The organism is Aminobacter sp. Piv2-1, from assembly GCF_037625995.1.
Classification (GTDB): Bacteria; Pseudomonadota; Alphaproteobacteria; order Rhizobiales; family Rhizobiaceae; genus Aminobacter.
Map to the genome: position 1 here is coordinate 123,928 of NZ_JARKMU010000011.1, position 25,055 is coordinate 148,982.

The window sequence follows — 25,055 nt, forward strand, 5'->3', positions numbered from 1 at the left end:
TGGACGGCAGGCGCCTGTGCGGCAGAGTGCCTATGTCCAATTCCAACCGCGGCCGCGAAAGATCATCTGCCGTTCGGACTATTCCGGTGCCGGGTTGCCAGCGGACAGCCGAAAAGAAAAGGGCCGCTGCCGCGGCCCTGTCTTGGGGATCAGACGGCCTGGCCGTGCAGGTCGTAGGCGTCGGCGCGGTCGATCTTGACGGTGACGATGTCGCCGACGCGCAGCGGGCGGCGCGACTGGATGTGCACCGAACCGTCGATCTCGGGTGCGTCGTATTTGGTGCGGCCCTTAGCGGTCGTGCCGTTCGCCTCGTCGATGATGACCGGCAGGCGCTTGCCGACCTTCTTCTGCTGCTGGGCGGCGGATATCTTCTGCTGGCGCTGCATGAAGCGGTGCCAGCGGGCTTCCTTGACCTCTTCAGGCACCTGATCGAGGCCGAGCTCGTTGGAGCGGGCGCCCTGGACCGGCTCGTACTTGAAGCAGCCGGCGCGGTCGATCTTGGCTTCATCGAGCCAGTCGAGCAGCATCTCGAAGTCTTCTTCCGTCTCGCCCGGGAAGCCGACGATGAAGGTCGAGCGGATGGCGAGGTCCGGGCAGACGTCGCGCCAGCCGCGGATGCGCTCGAGCGCCTTTTCGCCGTGGGCCGGGCGACGCATGTTCTTCAGCACCTGCGGCGAGGCGTGCTGGAAGGGAATGTCGAGATAGGGAAGGATCTTGCCGTCGGCCATCAGCGGGATGACATCGGCGACATGCGGGTAGGGGTAGACATAGTGCATGCGCACCCAGATGCCGAGTTCGCCGAGCTCCTGCGACAGGTCGAGGAATTTTGCGCGGACCTCGCGGTCCTTCCAGGGCGAGGTCGCATATTTGATGTCGATGCCGTAGGCGCTGGTGTCCTGCGAGATGACGAGCAGTTCCTTGACGCCGGCATTGGCGAGCTTCTCCGCCTCGCGCAGCACGTCGGCTGCGGGCCGCGAGACGAGGTCGCCGCGCAAGGCCGGGATGATGCAGAAGGTGCAGCGGTTGTTGCAACCCTCTGAAATCTTCAGATAGGCGTAGTGACGCGGCGTGAGCTTGACGCCTTGCGGCGGCACCAGGTCGGTGAACGGATCGTGCGCCGGGGGCGCGGCCTCGTGGACCGCGGCCATGACGCTCTCATAGGCCTGCGGGCCGGTGATGGCGAAGACATTCGGGTGCTTCTCGCGGATCAGTTCGGGCGTGGCGCCCATGCAGCCGGTGACGATGACCTTGCCGTTCTCCTTCATCGCAGTCCCGATCGCGTTGAGCGATTCATCGCGCGCCGAATCCAGGAAACCACAAGTGTTTACGACCACGAGGTCGGCGCCGTCGTGCTTGCGGGCGATCTCGTAGCCCTCGGCGCGGAGCTGGGTGAGGATGCGTTCGGAATCGACGAGCGCCTTCGGGCATCCGAGGCTGACAAAACTCACGCGGGGTGCTGCGGTCATAAGCGGCTTCCAATGGACGCGGGCCGGCTACCCTGGGGTCCGGCCCGGAAATCTTGCGATGTGTCGATCTGTTCGCTCTGGCACGAGCTCAATTCGGGCGGCGCAATAGCACAGTTCTGGCTTCAAGCAAACCGGCGGATGCGGCATGCGAAACGGGCCGGGTTGACCCGGCCCGCTAATTCCGTCGCCTCAGAGGCCGCCGGCGCTCGGCCCGAACCAGGGGGGTGCCAGGAAGGCGAACTGCTCGGGGAACTGCTGCACGGCGCCGTCGAGCAGCATCTTGACCGCGACATAGAGGATGATCAGCAGGCCGATATAGGCGATCCAGCGGAACCTGTGCAGCAGGCGGGCCACGAAGGAGGCAGCGAAACCCATCAGCGCGATGGACAGCGCAAGACCGATGATGAGGACCGTCGGGTGCTCCATGGCCGCGCCGGCGACGGCCAGCACGTTGTCGAGCGACATCGAGACGTCGGCGATGACGATCTGCCAGGCGGCTTGTGCGAAAGTCTTGCGCGGCCCCTTGCTGGCGACGGTTCCGTCCTTGTCGTAGTCAACGTCGGAGAGGGCTTCGGTCGCGGCTTCTTCCTCTTCGTGGCTGACGCGCAGCTCGCGCCACATCTTCCAGCAGACCCACAAGAGCAGCAGGCCGCCTGCGATCAGCAGCATCGGCCCGATGGCCAGCAGCGTTTGCGTGATCAGTGCGAAGATGATGCGCAGCACGGTGGCGGCGCCGATGCCGACCAGGATGGCCTTCTTGCGCTGGTCGGAGGGTAGGCCGGCTGCGGCGAGACCGATGACGATGGCGTTGTCACCTGCCAGAACCAGGTCGATGGCAATGACCTGCAGAAGGGCCGAAAAGCCCGCAGCCGTGAATATTTCCATGAGACGAGACCTCTCCGTAGCGCGTCAGGAATGGGGCTATAACGCGCAAGGCTTCGCCGTCAACCGACAAGCCGGACGTTTTGGCGAATTCGCGCAAAACTGCGGGAATGCTGACGCCAGGCTGACGAAAATTGGTGAAAAACGGCCGTTTTCGGCTGCGATCCGCTGCCGGCCAGACGCTCAGTCGCAGACGTATCTGACCCGGCCGCCGGCGCCGGCGACGTTGCGGCAGGACAGCGGCTTGCCTGCCTGGGCGGATGCCGGAGCCGCGGTACGGCGGGACGGAACAGCGTGCGGACCGGGTTCCTGCTCGACGAAACGGATGTCCTGCCCGGTCGGGAAGGCCGACGCCTGCGCACGCTCGGCGGCGGCACGCCTGGCTTCGTCGTCCTGCCAGAAGCGCCGCGAGTCCAAGGGTCTCGGGATCACCACCGTGCCGTCGGACGAACGGGCGCAGCCGCTGAGTGAAACGGCAAACAGCAGGGTCGACAGCGCAAGGACAAGTCGCGAGAGCATCATGATGGATCTTCTATAGCCTGCCGCATATCCTTGGAAAAGACCAACATTACAGTAAGTTGCGCAAAGATCTGCATGCCGTCGCCGTGCCAGGGCGGCTGAGCCTTGCCAACGAGATCGCACCGCAGGCTCAAAGCGCGTTCTCGGCAAGCGTGAGGGTTGCCGTGATGACCTCCTTGTATTTCTCGAACTCCGGCGAGGTCTGGCGGATTTCCTGCACCGGGGGACTGGTCGCAGTGGGCTGTGTCGGCGGTGCCCTGCCGCGCATCTTCTTTTCTGCCCATGCCACGACGTAGCTGGCGTTCTTGCCGGTCAGGAACGGATTCGCCTTGATGACGCTCGCTCCCAGCAGGTCTACCAGCATGGCCTCCTGCGGCGCGGACAGTACCTGGTTCGCGCCCTCCATGCCGAGGAAATGCGCCAGATAGAGCCGCCCGGCCGTGATCTGGTGGCCGCGCGCCTTGAGGTAGGCCTCGCCCTCCCGCGCCAGGTTGCGCACCATTTCACGTGAGATCGTCGGATCGTACCGCAGCGCCAGCAACTCCTCGGTCGAAAGCGATTTGGCGAGGTCGGGCCGATAGGTATTGATCATCCGCAGCCAGGTCTTGCTGATGAACTGGCCTAGGCCGGTCGCCGAGGAGAGGGGGTTCTTGGCGGTGGCGCTGCCTCCGCTCTCGACGCGGACGATGCGGTCGGTGAGCAGTTCGATGGCCGAGTCGTCCGTGGCCACGACCGTGACGTTGCCGAGCGGGTCAACGGCCTGTGCGTCCTGGTAGAGCTCGAAATGCAGGTGCGGCCCGGTCGACAGGCCCGTGGTACCCACATAGCCGATGACGTCGCCGGCCTTCACCGATGAACCGACGCCAACTCCGGCCGCGAAGCGCTGCATGTGGGCATAGCGGGTCTCGCGGTTGCCGGCATGGGCAATACGGACAAGGTTGCCGTAGCCCTTTCCGTCGCCCTCGAAGACGACCTGGCCATCAAAGGCGGCGGCGACCGGGGTGCCGACGGGCGCTGCCCAGTCCACGCCCTTGTGGATGCGGACGGTCTTGAGGATGGGGTGCATGCGTGGGCCGAAGGTCGAGGTCATCACGCCCTTCACCGGGGTGAACAGGCCGCTCGTGGCCGCCAGCGAGCGAACCTGGTCGTTCTGGCTCACGCAGGCGAACTGCCCGTCGGACTGCTGGAAGACAAAGCATTCCAGGCTCTTGCCCGCGCCGCGCACGCCGACATAGAGCACCCTGCCGCTCAGCCCGTCCTTGCCGCGGGCGGTGTCCGAATACATCAGCACGAGGCGCTGGTCCTCGCTCGCGAAGGCGTTCAGGTCTTCGCCGCGCGAGAGATACATGATGGCCTCGCCAAGCACGCCCGTCGGCACCTGATTGCGGGCGGCTGTCGAATAGATGGCATCGAGCAGCCGATACTGGCGCTTGCGCCCACTTGTGTCCGGGGCGCCCGAGTAGTTGAAAAGGTCGTCGCGCACCCACGGATCGACACCGGAGGCGAATTGTCCGGTCGAGGCGCGCGCCAGCGTACCGACGAACCTGTTCCTGGCGTATATGGAGACCTGCATGAGGGCCAGAGCGGCATTGCGCCGGGGCCTGAAACCGCGCATGGCCACGACATAGCCCGGCTCGAGCTTCTCCATACCGAACAGCGATTTCAGCGAGGCGCCTGCCAGCGTCGCCTCGTCGGCGGCAAATTTCGCCTCCGCGATCACGCTGTCGAGGCTCCGCTCGGACAGAACCTTGACGAAGATGTCCTCTGTCGCCTCGAAGCGGTCTTGTTCCGATGCGACCGCCGCCACGCTCGTGTTGTTTTCGACCGCCGTCTTCTGGAAGGCGGGCAGGGCGGCTTCGCCCTCGTCGATCGTCTCGCCCCAGCCGGCGCCCAGGTCCGAGTCCGGGCCGGCATCCGCCTCGGCATCGCCCGGCTGCGAGGCCTCGTCTTCAGGCATGCCCGCGTCGGGAGGCGCAGGTTGGGCGGGAGAACCTCTTTGCGCCTGGAAAAACGCGAAATCCTCCTGCGACGACGGAATCGCCGTCATGAAGCGCTCGCTCGAACTCAGCATCGCGTCGGAGAGAAACTCGATCCGGGGCGATATCCCGTCCTCCCGCAGGTCGGCCGGCCTCGCGATGCTGCGCCGCTTCGTGTCGGTGCCCGCCTCGCGTGCGAGGTTGATCCACATTGGATCACCGGCCAGGTCGACGATGGCAGGCACATAGACGGGGGCATCGGCGGGAACGATGTCCGCATCCTCGGAAACCTGCAGGTCGCCTTCATATTCCTCGACCGGCTGCAGATAGCCGGAAAACAGATAGATCGCGGCGACGACAGCGACCAGCGCCAAGGCTGCGACCGCCGCCAGCGCCCGCCGCCAGCGCGCCCGCCGCTTCCTGGCGGCACGGTCCTGCTTGCGCGTCCGAAAGCTGGAGTCGATGCCATGCGTCATGGCGAGGCACCGGTGAGGAAGTAGGTCCACCGGACCTGGGCCTGCGTGTCGACCTCCTGGAACCGCGCCGCGATGTGCCCGCGCAGCCAGCACTCCTCGATGCCGCGAATGGTGAAACGCCGGCGCTCGACGCACATGTCGGTCGTGCCGGCAACGATGGCATTGCCGAAGACGTCGGTCGCGTAGACGTAGATGTAGCGGTTGGTCAGTTCCTCGCGGATGACGTTGACGCACTGGTTGGCGCCGATGGTCCACCACCCGTCGGTCTGGAATGCGCCCTCGACCTCCTGGCCGACGGCCAGGTTGACCACGTCGAGCGTCTGGTTGCAGACCGTGAACTCGGCTTCGGCCCTGGTTGGAAACCACAACAACATCAAGGCGATGGCGGCACGTGCTAATCCGAATCGGAGCAGCCGGCCTTCAGCTGCCGGCCTGGACGTTTCGGTCTGCCGCCGCCAGCCCCTAGCGGCCTCCCTCCGAAGGCTTGGTCTCAGCACTGTCCCTTGCGCCCCGCATCCGCACCAGCACGATGGTCACATTGTCGGTTCCGCCGCGCTCCAGAACCTTTGCCAGCAGCTCTTCGCAGGCAGCCTGCGGCCCGGCGGAGTTCGCCGCCGATGCGATCTCGGCGTCCGACACATGCGCGGTGAGCCCGTCGGTCCCAAGCACGAACACGTCGCCGGGGTGGATGTCGCCCTGGCGGAAATCCACCCTGATGTCGTCGCTGACGCCGATCGCCCGGGTGATCACGTTGCGACGCGGCCAGCTTCGCGCCTCTTCGGGCGTGATCGCGCCGCGGTCCACCAGTTCCTGTACTTCGGTGTGGTCGTGCGAGACCTGCACGATCGACCCGTCGCGCACCAGGTAAAGCCGGCTGTCGCCGAGCCACAGTCCGGCGAACTTGCCGTCCATGGCCAGCAGGGCGGCGACCGTGGAGCCGATGGTGACGCCGCGCTTGGCGGAAATCTGGCGGATTTCGGCATGCGCCTGCCGCAGCCGGTCCTCGAAACGGGCGCGCAGGTCGGGTGCAGAGGAGGCGATGCCGATGGTCGCGAGGTGGTCGACGATGCAGGCCGAGGCGATCTCGCCCGCGTCGTGGCCGCCCATTCCGTCGGCGACCACCCACAGGCCGCTGCGCGGCTCGATCAGATAGCTGTCTTCATTGGTCTGGCGGACGCAGCCCTGGTGGCTTACGCCGAAGCTCTCGAAGAGGAGGGCGACATCGGTCAATTGCGTCGGCGCTTTTCGGGCGCCCCTCTACGGTACGATCTCCCACGCGCGTAACCACTCTGCCACAGAGGCGGGGAATGGAATATCGAAATCAGCAGTCCGGCCGGTACCCCCATTGGCGGGTTCACAGGCCGTCCGGACAGCTGAACTCGGAAAAGGCCGGCAGCGCGAACGGATTGCCTGGCGGGTTCGTCTGCAGCCGATAGGCGACGTCGCGCCCCCCGATCACGAAGCGCAACTCGACGTCATCTCCGGTCGGCGTCGCGGTCGCTGTGTCGAGCAGGCGCTTCAGGGCCCAGGGGCCCTCGAACTTGAGGGCGGACTCGCGCCCCGGCAGCTCCGGCGTCAGGCTGAGATGGGCCGTTCCGGCCTGCATGCTGCCCGGCCATGTCACCACGCCCGCTGTGCTGCCGCTCTGGTAGCTCTGCACGACCTGGCCGTTCACGTCGAGCAGGGCCATGTCGGCATCGGTGTGCAGCGAAAACGGCGTGAAGGTGAGGTTGACCGACGGCATCGATCCGCCGAGTGGAAAGAACGCATCCCTGATCGCGGCAGCCCTCTGGAACTGCTTCAGGCTCGCTGCCGATAGCCCACGACTAGTGGGGGTATCCTGCCTCCACGACCATTCGGTCCCAGAGGTGTCGGCGAGCGGCGCGAGATTCTGGGCAAAAAAACGGTCCATGATGCCGCCGGGGGCGAAAAGCCTGGTGAAGTCCGCGATCGGCACCTCGTCCGCGGCGCCGGCAGCGAAGGGAAAGCGGTTGGCGATGGCCTGGTCGCAGGCGGCGCTGACCGTTTCCTTGAGCGTGCTGTCCAGCTGGGCGACCGAGGCCGAGGCCACGTCGACCTCGAACTCGTCGGCGGCAGCGCGGACCATCCGCGCCAGCGCCTTCGGCAGGCGGGATGCGTTGATGCCGAGGTTGGAGATCTGCATGCGCAGGTTGGCGTTCGCCTGGCCGGCCTGGGCAGGTGCTGCGGCCGATATCGCAAGGCTCTGCTGGATGGCGCGGAAGTTCTGGATCAGGGTGTCGATGGGCCGCTGCCCCGGGCGGCCATCGACCAGGAGCTGGAACGGCCGGAACTGCGCTTCGATGTTGGCGCCCAGCACCTGTCCCGGTTGCGCAGCAGTGCCGGCACGGTTCGCCGACTTCTGACCGGCGACCTCGATGCCGATGCGGGCCAGACCCTCGACGCGCGCCGCGTCCATGGCTGGCGCGTTGCGGGTCAGGGCGGTTTCCCGGGCGATCGCCTCGAACAGCTGTGCGAGCGGCGAGTTGGGCGCGCCCGCCGCCGACAGCGCCAGGTAGTCAGGCTTGTCTGCGGCCAGTGGCTTGAATTTCAGCCGGTCGAGGACGTCGTTCCAGGCCTTGGCGAAGTCGGCGCTGTAGCGATCGAGAAGCTCCGGGCCGAGCCGCAAGAGGTCCCGTTCGATGTCGCCCTGCTCGCCGCCCGCACCAATCACCCAGCCGTCGTCCTGAAGCTGCCCGGCGATGCCGGAGAGTTGCTCGAGGTAGACGTCGTGGAAGCCGGCATAGGTGTAGATGCCCGGGACGCGCAGGCCGGCGAAATTGCTGCCGTCGACGGTCTCGAACACCAGCGAGGCCTCCGGGCCGCTGCGGCTCGAAACGGAAAAATCCTCCGGCACCTTCGCCGACGTCGAAGCCTGGAGCAGCGCCGCGGCCCGGTCGGCCACCGTCATCCGACCGAGCGAACGCTGCGCCGCCTCCACCAGCTGCCGGTCGAGCGCGACCGACGGGCCATAGGCATCGTCGAGCGCCAGCATGGCGCGAAGGTGCCGTTCGAGCGCCATCCGGCCGTCGCGGTTCTGCGGGCCGGGATAGAGGTTCCGTTCCCAGTCGCTGGTCAGCCACGCGACCACCGCCTCGTCGTCGTTGCGGGGCGCGCTGCCGCCCAGCATCAGGTAGGTCTTCAGCGGCTCGTAGAGCGCGGCGGGATCGTTCATCCGCTCGGCGATGATTTGCTCCAGATGGACGAGCAGCCTGGGCCGGAACAAGCGCTCCAGCGCCTGCCTGTAGGCGCTCACCGAGGCGGACTGCAGCCGCTCGCGCTGGCTGAGGCCGAGCGTTTCCCGCGCCGGTACGGCCTGCTCGCGGGTCTCGTAGCCGACGGGAAGATTGCGGACGGCCTCCAGCGCGTCGATCACCGTGCCCATGTCCGCATCCGCCACGGTTGCAGCCGCAAGCTGGGCCTCGGCGGTAGCCTTGAACTGCTCCGTCGCCTGCTCGGTGCGTTGGATCAGGTCGCGATTGGCCTTGAAGCTTGCCCCCAGAACCCCGAGCGCTGCCAATGCCGCAATCGCGATCCCGCCGATGGCAAACGAGCGCCCGAGTCGCGCGCGCCTGTCGGCCGAACCATCGAACGACACCCAGCCGGACTCGCCGAAGACCACCTTGGCGAGCAGGTCGTGCAGGAAAAAACTCTTGCCCGTCCCGGAGAGCTGCGGCCGCGGCGCGTCGGCGAAGCCTCTTTCCATCGCCCCCAGCACGCGGTCGATCGGCGTGCCCTCCTGGGTGCCCGAGGAGAAATAGAAGCCGCGCAGGATGGCGCCGGCCTGCTGCCCGTTCGCAAAGACAGTCGCGAGGAAGTCACTGCAGTTCGGTTCGAGCGAGGCGAACTGCGCCGGAAAGCCGAAGATCGCGATCCGCGACACCGGATCGGCCTCGTCCTGCAGCCGGTCCGGCAGCTCTTCCCCGAGGCGCTGGACGAGCGCACGGAACTCGCCCGGCACGTCGCCGGGCAGGCTTCTCGATCGCTCGGCGCCCTGGAAGGTCGCCCCCCACACCGCTTGCCTGCGTCGCTCGTCAAAATCGCCGAAATAGTCCATGAACCCGGCGATCAGGTCGGCCTTGGTGAAGAGCACATAGACCGGGAAGCTGATCTTCAGCGTGTCGCCCATTTCCTGCAGGCGGTTTCTGATCTCGATCGCGCGAGCCTCCGCTTCCTGGCCGCCGGCGAGCATCAGGTCGGAGAGGCTGATGGCGACGATGACGCCGTTGATCGGCTGCACGGCGCGGTGCTGCTTGAGCAGCGACAGGAAGGCCAGCCAGTCGCCGCGATCGCGCTCCGGATCGGAATCCTGCGTTGCGTAGCGCCCGGCGGTGTCGATCAGCACGGCGCTGTCGGTGAACCACCAGTCGCAGTTGCGCGTGCCGCCGACGCCGGGCACCGGCTGGGCCGTGCCGGACACCGCCAGGGGAAAATTCAGTCCGGAATTGACCAGCGCGGTCGTCTTGCCCACCGCCGGGGGACCGATGACGAGATACCATGGGACCTCGTAGAGGAAGTTGCTCCTGCCGCTGGCCCGCTTCAGCTTCGCGATGGCATCCTGCATGCCCCTTTCCAGCGCTCGCGCATCGCCTTCGACATCGGAAGTGCGCGAAGCCGCCGCTTCCAGCGCACGCTGCGCCTCGCGAGCCCTGAACAGGCGAAACAGCCGGTAGGCGCCCAGCAAGGCGATCGCCGCGCCGATGAGCAAAAGGCGCACCCACGCCGAGCCGAGCGGTCGCGCTTCGCCGAAACCGATCAGCGGCCCCGCATACCAGACGGCTGCGGCGAGGGCAGCGAGAGCAAGCATGCTGATCGCCGGCATCAGCCAGTTCGCGGGCGCCTGTGCCTTCGGGCTGCGGCGCGCGCTCACTGGCTGGTCTCCCTGCGGATCATGACGTCGACGCGCCGATTCTTGGCCCGGCCCTCCGACAAGGCGTTGTCCGCGATCGGCTCGTCTTCGCCCTTGCCCTCGACCGCAATGCGCGACGGGTCGCCGACGAGCGGCGCGAGCAATGCCGCCACCGCCTGCGCGCGGGCGACCGAGAGGTCGTAGTTGGATTTGAACGGGCTCGTCCGCCCCGGCCGCAGATTGTCGGTGTGCCCGACGATGCGGATCGGTCCCTGTTCGGACTGCAGCGCAGCACCGATCCGCCCCGCCACCGGCCCGAATTCCGGCTTCGTGTCGGCGCCGCCGGGCTCGAACAGCAGCCGGTTGTCGATGGCCACTATGATGAAGTCCCCCCTGGGATCGACCTTCAGCGCGCCGCTTTCGATGTCGGGGGCGAGCGTGCCGCGGATGCGCTCGATCTGCGAGGTGACGGGTGGCGCGGGCTCTTCCTCCGCCGGCGGCGCCGGCGTCGCCCGCTCGATGGTCACCGGAACGGAGGGCGTGAGCGCAAGCAGCCGGCCGGCGAGGGCCTCGCCTTCGTCGGTGACTTCCGCCCGCATCCAGAAGAATGCGCCGGCGACGGCAGCGATGGTAGCCGCGGCGATCGCCCACAAGGGCAGCCGCCGGGAACGCCTCGCCGCAGCCGTCGACAGGCCCTGCCAGCGAGGCGACAATTCGATTCCGTCGCGCGGCTTGAAGTAGCGGAGCGCGTTGAACACGTCCTGCCGAACCGGCTCGAGGCTCTGTCCGCCCCGCGCCGTGCCGCGATAGGGCCCCTCGAAGCCCAGCGACAGGCAGGCATGCATCAGTTCGAGCAGGTCGCACCGCTCGTCCGGAGCGCCGAGCACGGTGTTGAGGGCGTCCAGGAAGCCGTTGCCGGGCGCTTCGAGCTGGTAGAAGCGCCACAGCAGGCTGTGCGGCTGCCAGGCGTCCTTTCCGATGCCGGGCAGGTTGCTCGCGATGTCGTCGGCGGTTTCGCAGAGCGCATACCTGGCGATGCGGGCGTCTTCGTCGGTGACATCGGCTTCCGCCGCCCTGTGGTCGAAGGTGTCGACGAGTTCGCCCAGCTGTCGGCCCAGTTCCTCGGCGCCCGCCTCGGGACCGGCAATGCGCAAGCGGCCGAGCATCATCAGCAGCGGTGCCGCTGCTGCGATGAGCGGGTTCGAAGCCGGAAAATCGATGCTCTGGTATACGTCGTAGGACGAATGCCGCGATCGCTCCGCCTCGGGACGCTCACCCCGCCGCCGGTTGCCATCATGAAATGCGGGCCCGTGAAACACCGTGCCCGAACCCTCCGCCGCCGGGCCGGCTGCATAGAAGATGGTCGGATCGGAAGGAGCGGCCGGCGGGCGATCGTCGCCTGGGCTCCGCGCTGCACGATGCGGCGCGGAGCGAACGATGGTCCTGCCGCCGGAGCCGGAAGGATCGTCCTTCGAACTCATCGCCGATCACCCCGTTCTCGCGCGGCGGCGACGCGTTGCAGCCGGCGTTGTCCCGCAGGCCGCACGCGCCGGAGGTGAGCCATCCTCGCTCCTTCGGCCCGCCGCTCGGAACCATGGTAGTGCAAGCATTTGGCGATGCAACGGGCATGCACGCCGGCGGCCGGCAACGCTGGAAGGTGTCGGGGCGCTACTTGTGGCCGGCAGACTTGGCGTAGGCCTCGGCGAAGTAGGCAAGGAAGACGTCGAGCATGCCGTTTTCGTGAGCGTCCTCCTTTGCTTCCCACGTCGCCACATAGGCATCCCAGGCGCGCCCCTTCTTTGAAACGAAGGACGGAGGCGCCTTGCGCTCCATCGCCTCCGGCGAAAGCTCTGCGAGCAACCGCGACAGCGCGGCCTGCATGGCGGCGTAGGTGGCGATTTCGTGCGACTTGAGATCGCGGAAGGCATCTTCGATGCTGCGCCGCGCGTCGAGATAGCCGGCATGCCGCCGCGCGAACATGATCTCGAGGATTTCGTCCGCACGCGGAATGAATTTGAGCGGATTGTTGTCCACCCCGCCGATCATGGTCCGGTGGCTGCTCTTGGCCAAGGCCTTCGCCGCCGCGCGCGCCTTGAGCAGCTGGGCAAGCTCGTCGACGACCGCGCGCAGCACCGATCCGATTTCGGCCGCCACGTCCTTCGGGTCGCGCTGGGTGAACACCTCCGGCGCCACGCCGGCGCCCGCCGCGATCAACCTGAGCAGCTCCGTGGCGTCGACTTGTGGCCGGGCAGGGGTGCTTTGTGGCGCCGGCTGCACCTGTCTTGCCGGCGCGGCGGGCATTGCCCTGGCCGGGGGCGCAGGCCGGGCGGCCGGCGGGGCAAAGAACGGGTCGACGGATTGCGGCGCCGGCGAGGGGCCGAAATCGCCGCCGCCGTGGTACGGCGCACCAGCCCATTCGCCCGCTGCCACCGCATCTGCCCGCCGGTCGTCCTCGATCGACACGGCGACGATGTAGCGGCCGATCCAGATGCGGTCGCCATCGCACAGGCGGTAGGGCGAGACCAGGCGCTCGCTCGTTCCGTTGACGAAGGTGCCGTTGCGCGAAACGTCGTGCAGCCAGAAGCTGCCGCCGTCAAATTGCACCTGGCAATGCAGGCCCGAGATGAAGAGATTTGGATCGGGCAGGTTCCAGTCGCGCCGCTCGCGGCCGATTTCGAAACTTCGGCCGTTCGAACTGAAGCTGATCGGCCCGCCGTTCGGCAGCCTGTCGACATTCTCGATAGTCAGACTGATGAACATCCGAATTTGCCCGCCAGATCTCCGGTAGCCAGCAGCCTCGTTGTAAATCTCCTTTTCATTCTAGCAGTTTGCGGCCGGTCGAGCACAGCGGCATTTCAGGTGGCCGCATCGGGTGCCATGCGAGCGGCATTTTGGCCGCCCGATAAACTTATGCTAAGCTTCCAGGGAAGGTCCGGCCGTCCCTGGAGAGGCGCGACGCCATGGCTAACGATCGTGCGACAGTGGTCCGGACACCCCTTGGCGCCGATACGTTGACTTTCACCCATCTCACCGGCAGGGACGAGGTGAGTCGCTGTTTCGGCTATATCGTCGGCTTCGTCAGCCCCGACCCTGACATCGATCCTTTGAAGATGCTTGGCGGCGCCGTTTCGGTCGAAGGCGAGTCCGACCCAAAGCGCTGGTTCAGCGGCCTGATCTCGGAATTTCGCCTTACCCGCATCGAGGATAGGCTGGCCTATTACGAGGCCATGGTCAGGCCGTGGCTCTGGTTCCTCGGCAACACCACCGACTGCCGCATCTTCCAGAACATGACGGCCATCGAGATCGTCGAGAAGATCTTCTCGAAATACGGTGCGGCGAAGTTCGAGAAGCGGCTGCAGGGCTCCTACCCCTCGCGCGAATATTGCGTCCAGTACGACGAGAGCGACCTCGATTTCGTGCAACGTCTGCTCGAACACGAGGGCGTCATGTATTTCTTCGAGCACGGCGACGGCGAGCACAAGCTGATCCTCGCCGACGCCATGAGCAAGCTAAAGCCGTCGCCCGGCTACGAAAAGGTTCCCTACCACTTCGAGGGTCAGGCGTCGCGTCGCGACGTCGAATACATCACCGAATGGGTGCCCGGCAGCTCCGTCCGGCCCGGCGCCTACGCCCATACCGACTATGACTTCCAGAAGCCCGGCGCCGACCTGATGGCCAAGTCCGAGCAGGCTTTCGGCCACAAGCTTGCCTCGGGCGAGCATTACCGGCAGCCCGGCGCCCATCTCGACGTCGGCCGCGGCGACGCCATCGCCTTGCTCCGCCGCGAGGAATTGCAGGCGGTCCACCAGCGCATTGCCGCCGCCGGCACTGTGCGCGGACTCTTGTCCGGCTGCACCTTCAAGCTGGAAAACTTCCCGCGCGACGACCAAAACCAGGAATATCTGGTGCTGAGCGCGGAGTACCGGCTGTTCGATCCGAACTACCGGGCAGGCATCGATACCGAGGGAGAGAATTTCACGGTGGTTCTGGGCGTGGCGCCGACGAGCCTGCCTTACCGGCCGCCGCGGATCACGCCGCGCCCGATCATGCGCGGGCCGCAGACGGCGACCGTGGTCGGTCCGTCGGGCGAGGAGATATTCACCGACAAATATGCCCGCGTGAAGGTGCAGTTCCACTGGGACCGCGAGGGCAAGAAGGACCAGAACAGCTCCTGCTTCGTGCGCGTGTCGCAGACCTGGGCCGGCAGCAGTTGGGGGTTCATCCAGATCCCGCGCATCGGCCAGGAGGTGATCGTCGACTTCATCGAGGGCGATCCGGATTGGCCCATCATCACCGGCCGCGTTTACAACGCCGCCCAGATGCCGCCCTATGGCCTGCCCGGCAACGCCACGCAGTCGGGCTGGAAGTCCGACTCATCGAAGGGCGGAGGCGGCTACAACGAGCTGATGTTCGAGGACAAGGCAGGCTCCGAACTGGTCAATTTCCAGGCGCAGAAGGACCACAAGCTGCTGATCAAGCATGATCGCACCAAGCTCGTGCAGCACGACCAGTCCGACCGCATCGATCACGACGCCAAGCATTCCGTCGGCCATAATCTCGATGAGGACGTCGGCAACAACAAGACCGTCAAGGTCGGCGTCGACCAGAAGACCGACATCGGCTCGAACGATACCGAGACCGTTGGCAAGAACCGATCGCTGACCGTCGGCTCCAACGAGACCATCAGCATCGGCTCCAATTCGACCGAGACCATCGGTGCCAATCATGCGCAGACGGTGGCAATCGCCCAGGCGATCACCGTGGGCGCCGCCCGCGTCGACACCGTGGGCGCGACCGAGACGCGCAGCGTCGGTGCTGCGCAGACCAACACCATCGGCGCGACCCGCTCGGTAAGCGTCGGCTCGGGCCAGAGCCACCAGATCGGCGCTTCCGACAAATGGACCGTCGCCGCCAGCCAGGAGGTGACGATCGGCGCCGACCAGAGCTTCACCGTGGGCGGCGGCCACTCCTCGCAGGTCGGCAAGGCACGCCTGGCCAGGATCGCGGCGGACGAGGGCATCGAGGTCGGCGGCGGCTATTCGCTGAAAGTCGCCAAGGCGAGCACCGTCAATGTCGGCGAAGACGGCGTCATGAAGTTCGGCAAGAAGCTCTACATCGAGGCGGCAGACGAGATCACGCTGAAATGCGGCGACGCCAGCATCGTGCTCAAGAAGGACGGCACGATCAGCGCCAAGGGCAAGGACATCAGGCTCGACGGCAGCGGCGACATCGACGTCAAGGCCGACGGCAAGACCAAGATCAAGGGCAGCAGTGTTCACAACAATTGAGGGCCGGACGATGGACGTTGTGGAGCGAATTGACGGCGTGGTCATCGGGCTTTTGATCGGCTTCGACGGCGACCAGCCGCTCGTGGTCTTTGTGGGCAACCCCAGCGACAAGGCGCTCAAGGCGCGCAGTCTCGCCGCCCTCGACGGCTCCGCCGTCGGCTCGGAAGTGGCGCTGCTGTTCGAGGCGGGCGACCCCTCCCGGCCGCTCGTGGTCGGACGGATCGTCGATCCGCGCCGCGATCCGCAAACGGTCGAGGCGCTGCGCGACGGCGACACGGTGATCCTGAACGCGCGAGACCGCATCGAACTCAGATGCGGCCTGGCATCCATCATCCTCGAGAAGAACGGGCGTATCTCCATCCGCGGCACCCAGCTCAACAGCCATGCGACGGGCACGAACCGCATCCGTGGGGCGGCCGTCCACCTGAATTAGCCGAGCCGATGCAGCGCCTCGCCACGATCCCGGCAATCGTCGAGCAGCACGCCGAGGATGCGGCCTTCCTCTGGTCGCGGCGGCGGCGGGAGATCGACGGGCCGCTTCTGGGCGAAGCCGACATCGGCCGCATCGACCAGCGGCTGGATGCCAATCTCGAGGGCCTGTTCGCCTCGGGCGAGGCCGCATGGGACATGGCGAAGGCGCGTTTCTCCGACTATCCGGAAGCCCCGGAACTTTTCGTCATGGCCTGCCTGGCGCTCCATTGGGGCTCGGAAAAGCCGCTTGCCGAGGTGATCGAGGCGGCAGCGTCGCTGGGCGAGGCCGGCACCACGGGCATGTCCGGCGCCATAGCGCGAACGCCGCGCGAACAACTCCGGCCCTTCGTCGCCAAATGGGTCGATAGCCGCGAAACGATGCTCAAATGCATCGGCCTCGCGGCACTCTGGCATTACCGTGCCGATCCCGGGCCAAGGCTCGGCGACCTCATCGCGAACGGCCAGACCGAGGTCCGGATCCGGGCGCTGCGCCTGGCCGGCGCGATGCGCCGCCGCGATCTGGTCGCTGCAGTCTGCGAGCGCCTGGCCGCCGACCAGCCACGGGAGCGGCAGGCGGCCTCGGTTGCAGCATGCCTTCTCGGCGCCGGCCACATGGCGCTGCCGGTTCTGGACGAACTGCTCGCTACGACAGGCGTTGCCTCGGCCGAGGTGCTCGACATGCGCCTGCTCGCCTCGTCGCGTACGGCCGCCAGATCCTGGCTCCAGAACTGCCTGACCGCGCCGACCTCGCGCCAGCCGGCCATAGCAGCCATCGGCGTGTTAGGCGACAGGTCGGTGGTGCCATGGCTGATCGAACGCATGCGCGAGCCTCAGTCCGCCTGGGCCGCGGGCCTCGCCTGGCGCGACCTGTTCGAGGTCGATTTCAACGACACCGACGTCTTCACCGTCGATCCCGCGCCGCTTGGCGACGGTTTCGCCGAGATCGAGGAGACGCCGCTTGCCGTGGCCGACCGTGCGGACAGGTGGTGGGACGAGGGGCGGGGACCGGCCAGGCATGCCCCGTTCCGCTCGATGCGCAGACAGCGGCTCGACGCTCTCCGCGCCGCTCTCGAGAACCCCGGCCTTGCCCTGGCCGACTGGCGGCGCACGCGGCGCTTCCCCGCCTGGATGTAGGTCAGCCGGACCTGACCTGGCTGACCAATGCCGCGGCGCGGAATCCGGCTTCGGACGCGACCTCGCACATGGCGACCGGACCGGGCGCATAGCCTGCGGTGAAGCTGTCGGCCGCGACCAGCAGGGCGAGTGCTCCACCGGCGGCACCCGTCTCGCCGACGGTCATGGCGGGGTAGGCGATGGGCAGGATCTCGCGCCGCGTCCGGTAGAAACGCGACCGCGCGATGTTTGCTTCCCAGCCGCTGTAGCGCTCGCCATTTCCGTTGCTGACCACAAAGACGATATCGGGTTCGCGCGGCCCGTTCCCGGTCCCGTTCAGCGCGGCCCGAAGCGAGCCGAGCAGCGCCTTGCCCTGGCTGAAGCGTTCCGTCAGGACGGAATCGGCCTCCGGGATGAATCCGGCACCGTGAATGGCGGCGAGGCCCGGCGACTTCGGCTCAGGCCGCGATTGCAGGCAGACGAAGGCTGCGGCCTCTCCCGGAACCAGCCCCTGGGCATTGTCGGAGCCTTTGAGGCGTCCCGCCTGGGCAAGCCGGTCGATGTCCCTGTCGTTGACCAGGCTGTCGACGCCGCCGAGCAGGACGCGCTCGACGCCGGGCTGGGCGAGGATCTCGGCCATCTGGCCAATCACGCCGATGCTCGCTGCGGCACCGCCGTCGATGGCGCGCGACGCTGGGTGGAACGGGCCGCCGCACGCGCGCGCGACCGCATCCAGGAAGCCCGAGGGATCGCGTTCCTCGAACGCCGCATGGTTCCTGAACTGCTCCGGCAAGGCCAGCATCAGCACGCTGGAGCGCGGGTCCGCCTCCGACGCAAGCGCATCCGTGATGGCGCGCGCCGCCATGTTCACCAGCCAGTCCCAGTCCGTGCTCCTCAGCGACCAGTGGGTGGGAATGCGCGAGACGATCTGCGTCTCCCCCATCGGCTCTTCCAGCAGGTATTCTTCGAAGGCGGAAATCCCGGCGCGGATCGCGGCCAGCGTTTGCCTCCGGTTCAGGCCGGCGGGCGTCACGGCACCGCCGCCGCAGACATAAGTCGGCCGCTTCATGGCAGCCAGGCCGGACGGTCGGTGATGGTGCCGTCTGTCCCGCGCAGCGCGATATAGTCCTTGCCCTTGAGCTTGGCCGCGATCAGCGCCGGCGTGACATGGCCGAAGACGATTTCGCGCAGCGCCGGCCGGTTGCGCCGCGTCGTCACGGCCACCCGCGCCTTCAGCGTCACCCGCAACATGTCCGGCTCGATGATGATCGTGTCCGGCCTGAAGACCTGGTCCTCGACGCGGTCCTCGAAGATCAGGCGGATGGGCGCCACCACGCGCGGCAGCCTGAAGCTCCAGCGGCCGCCGGGGGTGAGCCCGATCAGGGTGGCCTGCTCGCCGCCGTTCAGATGCGGAAGCTGCTGGTCGGCCGGCGCCGCGAGATTGTAGCGCGGGTCGAAGTCCTTCGGCGGCAGTGGCCACTGCGCGTCCATCCAGGCCTGGTCGTAGGTCCCCGCCAGCGGCAGGCGCGGCTGCCACCCGCGCCCCAGCGCCCCGAAACCCGCCGGCCGCGGCTTGTCCGAGGGGCTCGTGAACGGCTCGGCCGGGTAGGTTATGTTCGGCGCCTGCGTCCTGACCGCCGGATCGGCCGAGCGGGCATGGGCGAAACCCACGCCCAGCGGATTGCGCGGATCGGTCTTCTGGTCGGCGGTGGTTCCGCCATAGGCGCGCTCGTAGACGATGGGCATCCGTGCGAACGGATGCGGGGCGCTGTAGCTGCCGGCGTCGTAGATGCGGTCGCCGACGACGTTGAGCACCTTCTGCAGCGGTCCGAATTTCACACCCGCCTGCATTTCGCGAACCGGCTTGCCGTTCGGCGCATATGCCGTGCCGTTGACGATGACGTCGATGCCGGGCTTCACCACCGCGATGTCGGCCTCATAGCGCGTCGATGAACAGGCGGGATCGCCGAAGAACACGTCGCTGAGCGTCACCGGCACCTGGTCCTCGGCCGGTTCCAGGGGGCTCGTTTCGTCCGCCCCCCTGAAGCTCGCCGAGAAAAGCCCCAGGAAGACCTCCTGGCCGTCCGCGTCCGGCAGCGCATAGGAGTCGACTGAAAAGGGGGTGCGATTCTCCAGCCAGACAGCGAAGCTCATGGCTCAGCACCACGCGCCGTTCGCGTCCATGCCGATCGGCCAATAGGGCATGCAGGCGATCAGGCGTACCAATTCATCTTCCTCGGCGTCGACCAGCCATTGCAGCAGCAGGGTTTCGGGATAGACGACGCTGCCGGTCTCCTTGTTGACCTCGCAGCAATCGAGCCAGTAGTTGCGCACGATCCAGATCACGTTGCCGTGCGCGGCAGCGCCCGCGGCTCGCTTCATGAAGGCTTCGCGGATCGCTGCGTCGCGGCTGAGGCCCAGTTGCAGCTGCGCGGCGACCGTGTTGGCCCACCAGCGCGCCGCGATCTCGTAGGCGGTCCGGATATCGTCCCGGTACCCGTCGAAAAGCGCCTGGTGACGCTCGGAACTCTCGCCGAGCTTGCGGGCCGCGACCTTCGCGTCCCTGGGCTCGACATGGCCCGGCTGGCGCAAAAGGCGGTGGATGCCGCGTTCCGTTTCGAAGAAGGTGATCAGCGACATCAGGTGATCTCGTCGTCCTGGTCTAGCCCGACGGGCACGAACACGAAACCGTTGACGACCTCGACCAGGTCGGGCGCCTTGCTGGGAATGTCGTCGATGAGCAGATCTATGTGGCCGGCATAGCGGGGGCTGTCGCCGATGTCGTCAACGCCCCATTTCTCCTCCGGCGCCTTCTCCGCTGCTTCGACGAATTCGTGCTCGTTCTTCCGGTTCAGGTTCTCGATCTCGAAATAGAACTTTCGGAAGACGTGCAGGAAGCGCGGATGTCCGGAAATTCCGGTCGGCCAGGTCAGCGAGGCCGCATCATAGCCCTCCGCCGCGACGACGCCGCTCCACCAGGCCCTGATCTCGGGCAGGGCCGCGCGCAGTTCGGCGATATAGCGTTGCTGGATGTCGTTGTAGCTCTTGGCAATCGCAATCATGGCCAGCCCCCTCAAAGCGTCGCCGCATAGGCGTCCGCCTGGCTTCCCTGGCTGCGGTAATGCGCTTCGCAGTGAGGTTTGACCCTGCTTGCCCGTTCGAAATACTTCTTGAAATCCGCAAGCTTCATGTTGCACCCGCCAAGCGCCCAGGCCACGCACAGCGGCGGTTGGTGGTCGTGGGTCATATGGCCCTTGCCGCGCGCCATGTCCTTTCCGTGGACCGGGTCCTCGTAGCGCACGATCGCTCCGGTGCTCGACCGCTCGGTGCGCCAGTGGGCGCGCGAGACACGTTTGTCGTCTCGCTTGCATTCCCAGCATGGCTTGTTGCGCACCGCCTTCTTCTGGGCCGGGGAGGGGTCCTTGTCCGGCCGGTGGACGTCTGCGTCATAGGGCTTGCTCGGGCACGGGCCGGGCGCGATGCCCTTGCGCCTCAGCAGCGCCTTGAAGGTGTTGATCGCCGTCTGGTCGATGCAGTTGGGTATGTCGCTGGCCGTGTTCTGGGCCATCATGTCGCCGTGGCGGTCGACACCCTTGCCCTCCGCCTTGACCGTGAACGACCACAGCTTGAAGACGCCCTTGCCCTTGATCTTGTGGGTGATGACGCCGGCGCCGAGGCCCTGCGTCGCCGGCTCGTTGCCGGTGCTCGTCGAAATCTCCGAGGAATTCTCGATCGCCGTCGGCTCGCCGTCGATCTTGACGCTCTTGGTGCCATTGGACAGGTCGGAAGAGGACAGCATGTTGACATAGGGCACCGGCACCGGGCCCGCAGGCGGCGACGGCGGCGACAGGCAGACATCGCCGGGTGCAATGCCCTTGCCGTTGCTGCCCTTGTGGAAGAAGCCCATGTTCTCGGCAAAGACGGTGATCGCCATGATCAGCCTTCCTCCGCCGGCAGGGGCACCGTGCGCATGGCCGGCAGGCCGTTGTCGGCAAGGTCATGGATATCCCGGAAATGGCATTCGTGGACGTGCCAGCCCTCGCACCAGAAGACGATGCCCGGTTCCGCGTCGCCGGCGGCCGGCAGCGGAACGGCGCCGAGCCGTTCTGCGATCATGGCGCTCGTCCAGTAGCGCGATACTGCATCACCCGCGATTGCGGCGACCTTGTCGAACCATGCCTCGTCCTTGCGTGGCGCGTGCCCGACGGCGGCGATCGCGAACGGATATCTGCGCCCTGCGCGATCCTCGCTCATCCGCCACGCGCCGGCGCCAGGCTGGTCGCAGAAGATGCCGGCCGGCACCGTGAAGCGCCACACGCGCGGGTCGAGTTCGCCCTCGTCGGGACGGGCCCGGAGTTCCATCGACATCCAGCGGTCCCAGCGGTCGACGAAGCTGCGCGGCAGGTTCCAGGAAACGAAGTCCCCCGTCGCCGGAATCTTGCCGAAGAAGCCCGTGGTCACAGCTGCGGCGGGCATGTGAACCTCTTGAACATCTGCAGATTGTAGGGGTTCTCGACGCTTGCCGCCTTGAGCTCGAAATCTGCGTAGAAGTTCTTCGCCCCGAGGCGAAGGTTGTAGACGTCGGGCAGGGCCGTGCCGGAGAAGCGGCCGTTGCTCAGCATCCTGAGCCACGCCCAGCTGCCGGTCTCGTTGACGATCACCTCCGGCGAACCGTCGATCGGCTGGAAAGCCAGCGAGATCGTGCCCGTGCCGTCCTTGCCCGGCCAGGTCATCGGCTGCGGCCGCGTGGCGTTGTTCGAATAGACGAGGTTCTGGCCATCGAGATTGAGCGTGACGCGCACCACGCTCGGCGACAGATCCTTGGGCTCAAGCGTAAAGCTCATCACCGGCCCGGTGCCGCCGGGAAAGAGGTCGTCGCGGATCCGCCGCGCCTGCTCGAAGGCGGCGAGTGCCGCGGAATCGAGGCCGAAGTCGGCACGCCATGTCCACGGCTGCCTGGCCGTGTCGACGTAGCTGATCAGATGGTCGTTGGTGAAGCTGTCGATCAGCCCGCCGGGCCCGAACAGGCGGGCGAAGTCGCGCACATTGACGTCGACGGCGCTGTTGGGGCTGAACGGGTAGCGGTCGGTCAGCGCCGCCTGGCAGAAGGGCAGGATGTCGGCGCGCCAGATGGCGTTGAGCTCGGAGGTCACGGCCCTTTCGGTGAGGCCGCTGGTGTCGCCGGCGATGCCGCCGAGCCAGTCGTCGATCGGGTCCGGCAATATCTGCGCCTGCCTTGCCACCGCGCCGGTGAGTTCGGCCAGGCCGCCCTGCTTCTTGATCGCGTCCTGCGGGTCGGGGCTGGCGGTCACCGTCTGCAGCACGTTGGAAAGCGCGGTCAGCGCCACGACGGCCGAGTCCAGCGCCGGTGGCTGCCCGTCGACCTCGGCGACTGCGCCCTTGAGCGGCTTGAAGTGCTCGGCGACCAGCGTGCCGGTCATGTCCACCTCGTCCGCCGAGCCGGCGCGCGGCAGGAGCTTTGCGCCTGCCTTGGCGAGCTTGCCGACCTTGCCGAGCTTGCCCAGGAGCTTGGACGCGCCTTTCGAGCCCGCCTTGTTGTCGGCCGGCTCCTCCTCGTCCGTGCGGGTCAGGTCGGTCTCGCGCACGACGGCGGTGACCAGCCGCTTGAGCGCCGAATCCGCGCTCGACAGGTCCTTCAGGTTCTCGCTGGCGACGTTGAGGTCGGTCAGCGGCGCGAGCCGGATGTCGCGCAGCATGCTGTCCCACTGGGCGATGAAGTCCTCGTAGTAGAGTTTGAGGATGTCCTGCGAGAGCGCCGACACCGACGTCTCGGCATTCTCCTCGCAGCCGCCGGCGAACACCGCACGGTCGAGCGCGGCCTGGGCCGCGACGTCCTCCAGCCTGTCGAGGATGACGTCGTGGAAGCCGGCATAGGTGAAGGCCCCTGACACTCCCATGCGCAGGGTCTTGTCCGAGCGGCGGGCGAACACCTTGGAGCCGTTCGGGCCGGCGAAATTGGCCGGTATCCACTCCTTCAGCTCGGCCACCGCCGGGTCGCCCAGCAGCTGCTTGTAGGCGCGGGCGGGCAGCGAAATGGTGCACACGCTCTTCAGCGCCTCGCCGACGAGCGCCTGGTCGGGGGCGACGTAGCTCACGTCGACGGCCATGCGGCGGATCGCGGCGAGCTGGTGCTCCTCCGCGTCCGGGGTCGGGAAGGGGGCGACCGGCGCATAGTCCGGCAATTGGTTGACCCACCAGTCCTGCGCGAAGTCCGTGTCCATCTGCGACAGGCCCGTCATCATCCGGTAGGTCTTGAGCGCACCCAGCATGAATTCGGGGTCGCGAACCTGCCGCCACATCGTGGTTTCGAGCAGCGCCACCATGCGCGGCTCCAGTATGTTGCGCAGGGCGTGGTCGTAGGCGTCCGTCTGTGCCCGCAGCAACTCGGGGGAGGCGCTCGGTCCGATGAAGTCGCGGGCGCCGCCGGGCGGCGCGGTCCGGGCATTGGCCACCTCCGTCATCGCCGCAAGCGCCACGTCGATGTCGGGCGTGTCGACGGGGGCAGGGCTCGCCGCCATCGGCGCCAGCGGCCCCTGCAGCGCCTCGAACTGGCCCGCCTGCGCCGAAATCGCGTTGCGGCTGTCGTAGTAGGACAGCCCGAACACCAGCGCCGCGATCAGGGCGGCGGCGACCGAGGCAGCCGCGGCCCCGCGCCAGATCCATGTCCGGCGGCGCTGCGCCAGCGGATCGAAGGTGCCCAGCCCGGCTTCCTTGAAGATCACCTCGGTGAGCAGGTTCTTCAGGAAGAAGCTGCGCTTCTCGACCCGGGGCGAGGACATCATGCGCCGCTGCGGCAGGCCGAACGAGGCTGAAAGTGCTGCCGTGAGCCGGTCGATCGGGGCGCCTTCCTGGGTTGCCGAGGTCAGGTAGACGCCGCGCAGCCAGGCGCTGTCCTCATAGCGGCTTTCGCCGAAGATCGTCTCGACCAGCAGCCTGACCGGATCGGACAGGCTTTGCAGTTGCGCGGGAAACCTGAACATCTCCGCCCGCGCGGCGAGGTTGTCCTCTTCTTCCAGGCGCGGCACGAGCCGGCGTTCGAGCTCGCCGCCAAGGGCGGATATGCCCTGCGCGACCATGTTGCCGTCGACGCGGGCGTCGGGCGCGTAGGTCGTGCCCCAGACCTGCTCGCGGGCTGCGGTCGAAAGCCCGTCGAAGAAGGGCTCGAACCCCTTGATGAGGTCCGCCTTGGTCAGCATCAGATAGACCGGCAGGCGAATTTCGAGCCGCTCGTTGAGTTCGGCCAGCCGCCGGCGGATCTTGCGGCCATGCGCCTTGACCGCCTCGTCGCCCTCCGAGAAGGCATCGACCGACAGCGCCACGATCACGCCGTTGAGCGCGCGGCGGCCGCGATGCTTCTTCAGCAGGTCGAGGAAGCCGAGCCATTCGGCGGCGTCGACGTCCGGCTGGCTCTCCTGCTGCACGTAGCGGCCGGCGGTGTCGATCAGCACCGCGTTCTCGGCGAAGAACCAGTCGCAGTTGCGCGTGCCGCCCACCCCGTGCAGGTCGTCGCCGAGGTCTATGGGGAAGCTCAGGCCAGATTGCCGCAGCGCCGTGGTCTTGCCGGTGGCAGGGGGGCCGACGATCACGTACCACGGCATGTCGCGCAGCAGCTTGCGGCCGCCCAGCTTGCGGCGCTTGAGCTCGTCCATCAGCCCCTGGAACCTGGCGCCGACGGCGGCGACGCTTTCCTCCTGGGGCGTCAGCGGCTTTTCGGCGGGTGCTGCGGCGATTTCGGCCACGAACACCCGGTTGGCCAGGATGGCGCGCCGCTGCGCCACGATCAGCCAGATCAGCCACAGGATGACCAGCCCCGCAATCATGCCGATGCGCACGGTCTCCGAGGCGAAGGGCGCGCTCCGGCCGATCTGGACGATGGGGCCGAACACCCAGATGATGGCGGAAAGCAGCGCCAGGCCGATGAACGTCCAGAGCCACCGCGACGTCAGGACCGACCAGAGGAAGCGCAGGATGAACAT

General features: G+C 67.1%; 19 protein-coding genes. 3 read left to right on the forward strand and 16 right to left on the reverse strand.

Annotation, left to right across the window (positions count from 1 at the left end):
* Positions 1–149: 149 nt before the first annotated feature.
* The 9 genes from rimO to tagH all read right to left on the reverse strand — a co-directional run bounded on the left by rimO (position 150) and on the right by tagH (position 12,946).
* Positions 150–1,466 (reverse strand): 30S ribosomal protein S12 methylthiotransferase RimO, encoded by a 1,317-nt coding sequence (gene rimO / locus AmiPiv_RS19765; protein WP_340040124.1) that lies wholly within the window; start codon positions 1,464–1,466, stop codon positions 150–152.
* 189 nt (positions 1,467–1,655) lie between these two features.
* Positions 1,656–2,351, reverse strand: coding sequence for a TerC family protein (locus tag AmiPiv_RS19770; RefSeq protein ID WP_340040126.1), 696 nt, complete (start codon positions 2,349–2,351; stop codon positions 1,656–1,658).
* A gap of 180 nt (positions 2,352–2,531) precedes the next feature.
* The gene (locus AmiPiv_RS19775; protein ID WP_340040128.1) at positions 2,532–2,870 is read right to left on the reverse strand and encodes a hypothetical protein; all 339 of its coding nucleotides are present in this window, start codon (positions 2,868–2,870) and stop codon (positions 2,532–2,534) included.
* Between the two features lie 127 nt (positions 2,871–2,997).
* Positions 2,998–5,319, reverse strand: a complete 2,322-nt coding sequence (locus AmiPiv_RS19780; RefSeq protein ID WP_340040130.1) for a M23 family metallopeptidase — start codon at positions 5,317–5,319, stop codon at positions 2,998–3,000.
* The gene (locus AmiPiv_RS19785; RefSeq protein WP_340040216.1) at positions 5,316–5,693 is read right to left on the reverse strand and encodes a DUF1036 domain-containing protein; all 378 of its coding nucleotides are present in this window, start codon (positions 5,691–5,693) and stop codon (positions 5,316–5,318) included. Before AmiPiv_RS19785 ends, AmiPiv_RS19780 begins: the two co-directional genes overlap by 4 nt.
* Positions 5,694–5,781: 88 nt before the next feature.
* Positions 5,782–6,549, reverse strand: a complete 768-nt coding sequence (locus AmiPiv_RS19790; protein ID WP_340040132.1) for a PP2C family protein-serine/threonine phosphatase — start codon at positions 6,547–6,549, stop codon at positions 5,782–5,784.
* Positions 6,550–6,673: 124 nt separating this feature from the next.
* The gene (gene tssM, locus AmiPiv_RS19795; protein ID WP_340040134.1) at positions 6,674–10,207 is read right to left on the reverse strand and encodes a type VI secretion system membrane subunit TssM; all 3,534 of its coding nucleotides are present in this window, start codon (positions 10,205–10,207) and stop codon (positions 6,674–6,676) included.
* The gene (gene tssL, locus AmiPiv_RS19800) at positions 10,204–11,667 is read right to left on the reverse strand and encodes a type VI secretion system protein TssL, long form (RefSeq protein ID WP_340040136.1); all 1,464 of its coding nucleotides are present in this window, start codon (positions 11,665–11,667) and stop codon (positions 10,204–10,206) included. Before tssL ends, tssM (AmiPiv_RS19795) begins: the two co-directional genes overlap by 4 nt.
* A 187-nt stretch (positions 11,668–11,854) precedes the next feature.
* Entirely contained in the window at positions 11,855–12,946 is a 1,092-nt protein-coding gene (tagH, locus tag AmiPiv_RS19805) for a type VI secretion system-associated FHA domain protein TagH (RefSeq protein ID WP_340040138.1), read from the reverse strand.
* 200 nt (positions 12,947–13,146) lie between these two features.
* Here tagH and AmiPiv_RS19810 point away from each other — a divergent pair, with 200 nt between their 5' ends.
* From AmiPiv_RS19810 to AmiPiv_RS19820, 3 genes are read left to right on the forward strand one after another with little or no spacing between them, the layout of a single operon-like run.
* A complete protein-coding gene (locus AmiPiv_RS19810) occupies positions 13,147–15,474 on the forward strand; it encodes a type VI secretion system Vgr family protein (protein ID WP_340040140.1) in 2,328 nt (775 codons plus the stop codon).
* 10 nt (positions 15,475–15,484) lie between these two features.
* Positions 15,485–15,907 carry a DUF6484 domain-containing protein gene (locus AmiPiv_RS19815; RefSeq protein WP_340040142.1) on the forward strand — a complete coding sequence of 141 codons (423 nt, stop codon included), beginning with the start codon at positions 15,485–15,487 and terminating at the stop codon, positions 15,905–15,907.
* A gap of 8 nt (positions 15,908–15,915) precedes the next feature.
* Positions 15,916–17,079, forward strand: coding sequence for a hypothetical protein (locus tag AmiPiv_RS19820; RefSeq protein WP_340040144.1), 1,164 nt, complete (start codon positions 15,916–15,918; stop codon positions 17,077–17,079).
* 1 nt (position 17,080) lies between these two features.
* Here AmiPiv_RS19820 and AmiPiv_RS19825 read toward each other — a convergent pair whose 3' ends face one another.
* The 7 genes from AmiPiv_RS19825 to tssM (AmiPiv_RS19855) are packed head-to-tail and all read right to left on the reverse strand — an operon-like array spanning position 17,081 to position 25,055.
* Entirely contained in the window at positions 17,081–18,127 is a 1,047-nt protein-coding gene (locus AmiPiv_RS19825; RefSeq protein WP_340040146.1) for a hypothetical protein, read from the reverse strand.
* Positions 18,124–19,212: a DUF2169 family type VI secretion system accessory protein gene (locus AmiPiv_RS19830; protein WP_340040148.1), complete on the reverse strand. Its 1,089-nt coding sequence runs from the start codon at positions 19,210–19,212 to the stop codon at positions 18,124–18,126. Before AmiPiv_RS19830 ends, AmiPiv_RS19825 begins: the two co-directional genes overlap by 4 nt.
* A 3-nt stretch (positions 19,213–19,215) precedes the next feature.
* Positions 19,216–19,698 carry a hypothetical protein gene (locus AmiPiv_RS19835; protein ID WP_340040150.1) on the reverse strand — a complete coding sequence of 161 codons (483 nt, stop codon included), beginning with the start codon at positions 19,696–19,698 and terminating at the stop codon, positions 19,216–19,218.
* Positions 19,698–20,120 (reverse strand): hypothetical protein, encoded by a 423-nt coding sequence (locus AmiPiv_RS19840; protein ID WP_340040152.1) that lies wholly within the window; start codon positions 20,118–20,120, stop codon positions 19,698–19,700. Before AmiPiv_RS19840 ends, AmiPiv_RS19835 begins: the two co-directional genes overlap by 1 nt.
* Positions 20,121–20,131: 11 nt before the next feature.
* On the reverse strand, positions 20,132–20,992 hold the full coding sequence (locus tag AmiPiv_RS19845; protein ID WP_340040154.1) for a DUF4150 domain-containing protein: 861 nt from the start codon (positions 20,990–20,992) through the stop codon (positions 20,132–20,134).
* Positions 20,993–20,994: 2 nt separating this feature from the next.
* Entirely contained in the window at positions 20,995–21,534 is a 540-nt protein-coding gene (gene tagF, locus AmiPiv_RS19850) for a type VI secretion system-associated protein TagF (protein ID WP_340040156.1), read from the reverse strand.
* The gene (tssM, locus tag AmiPiv_RS19855) at positions 21,516–25,055 is read right to left on the reverse strand and encodes a type VI secretion system membrane subunit TssM (protein ID WP_340040158.1); all 3,540 of its coding nucleotides are present in this window, start codon (positions 25,053–25,055) and stop codon (positions 21,516–21,518) included. The genes tagF and tssM (AmiPiv_RS19855) overlap by 19 nt, the downstream gene beginning before the upstream one ends.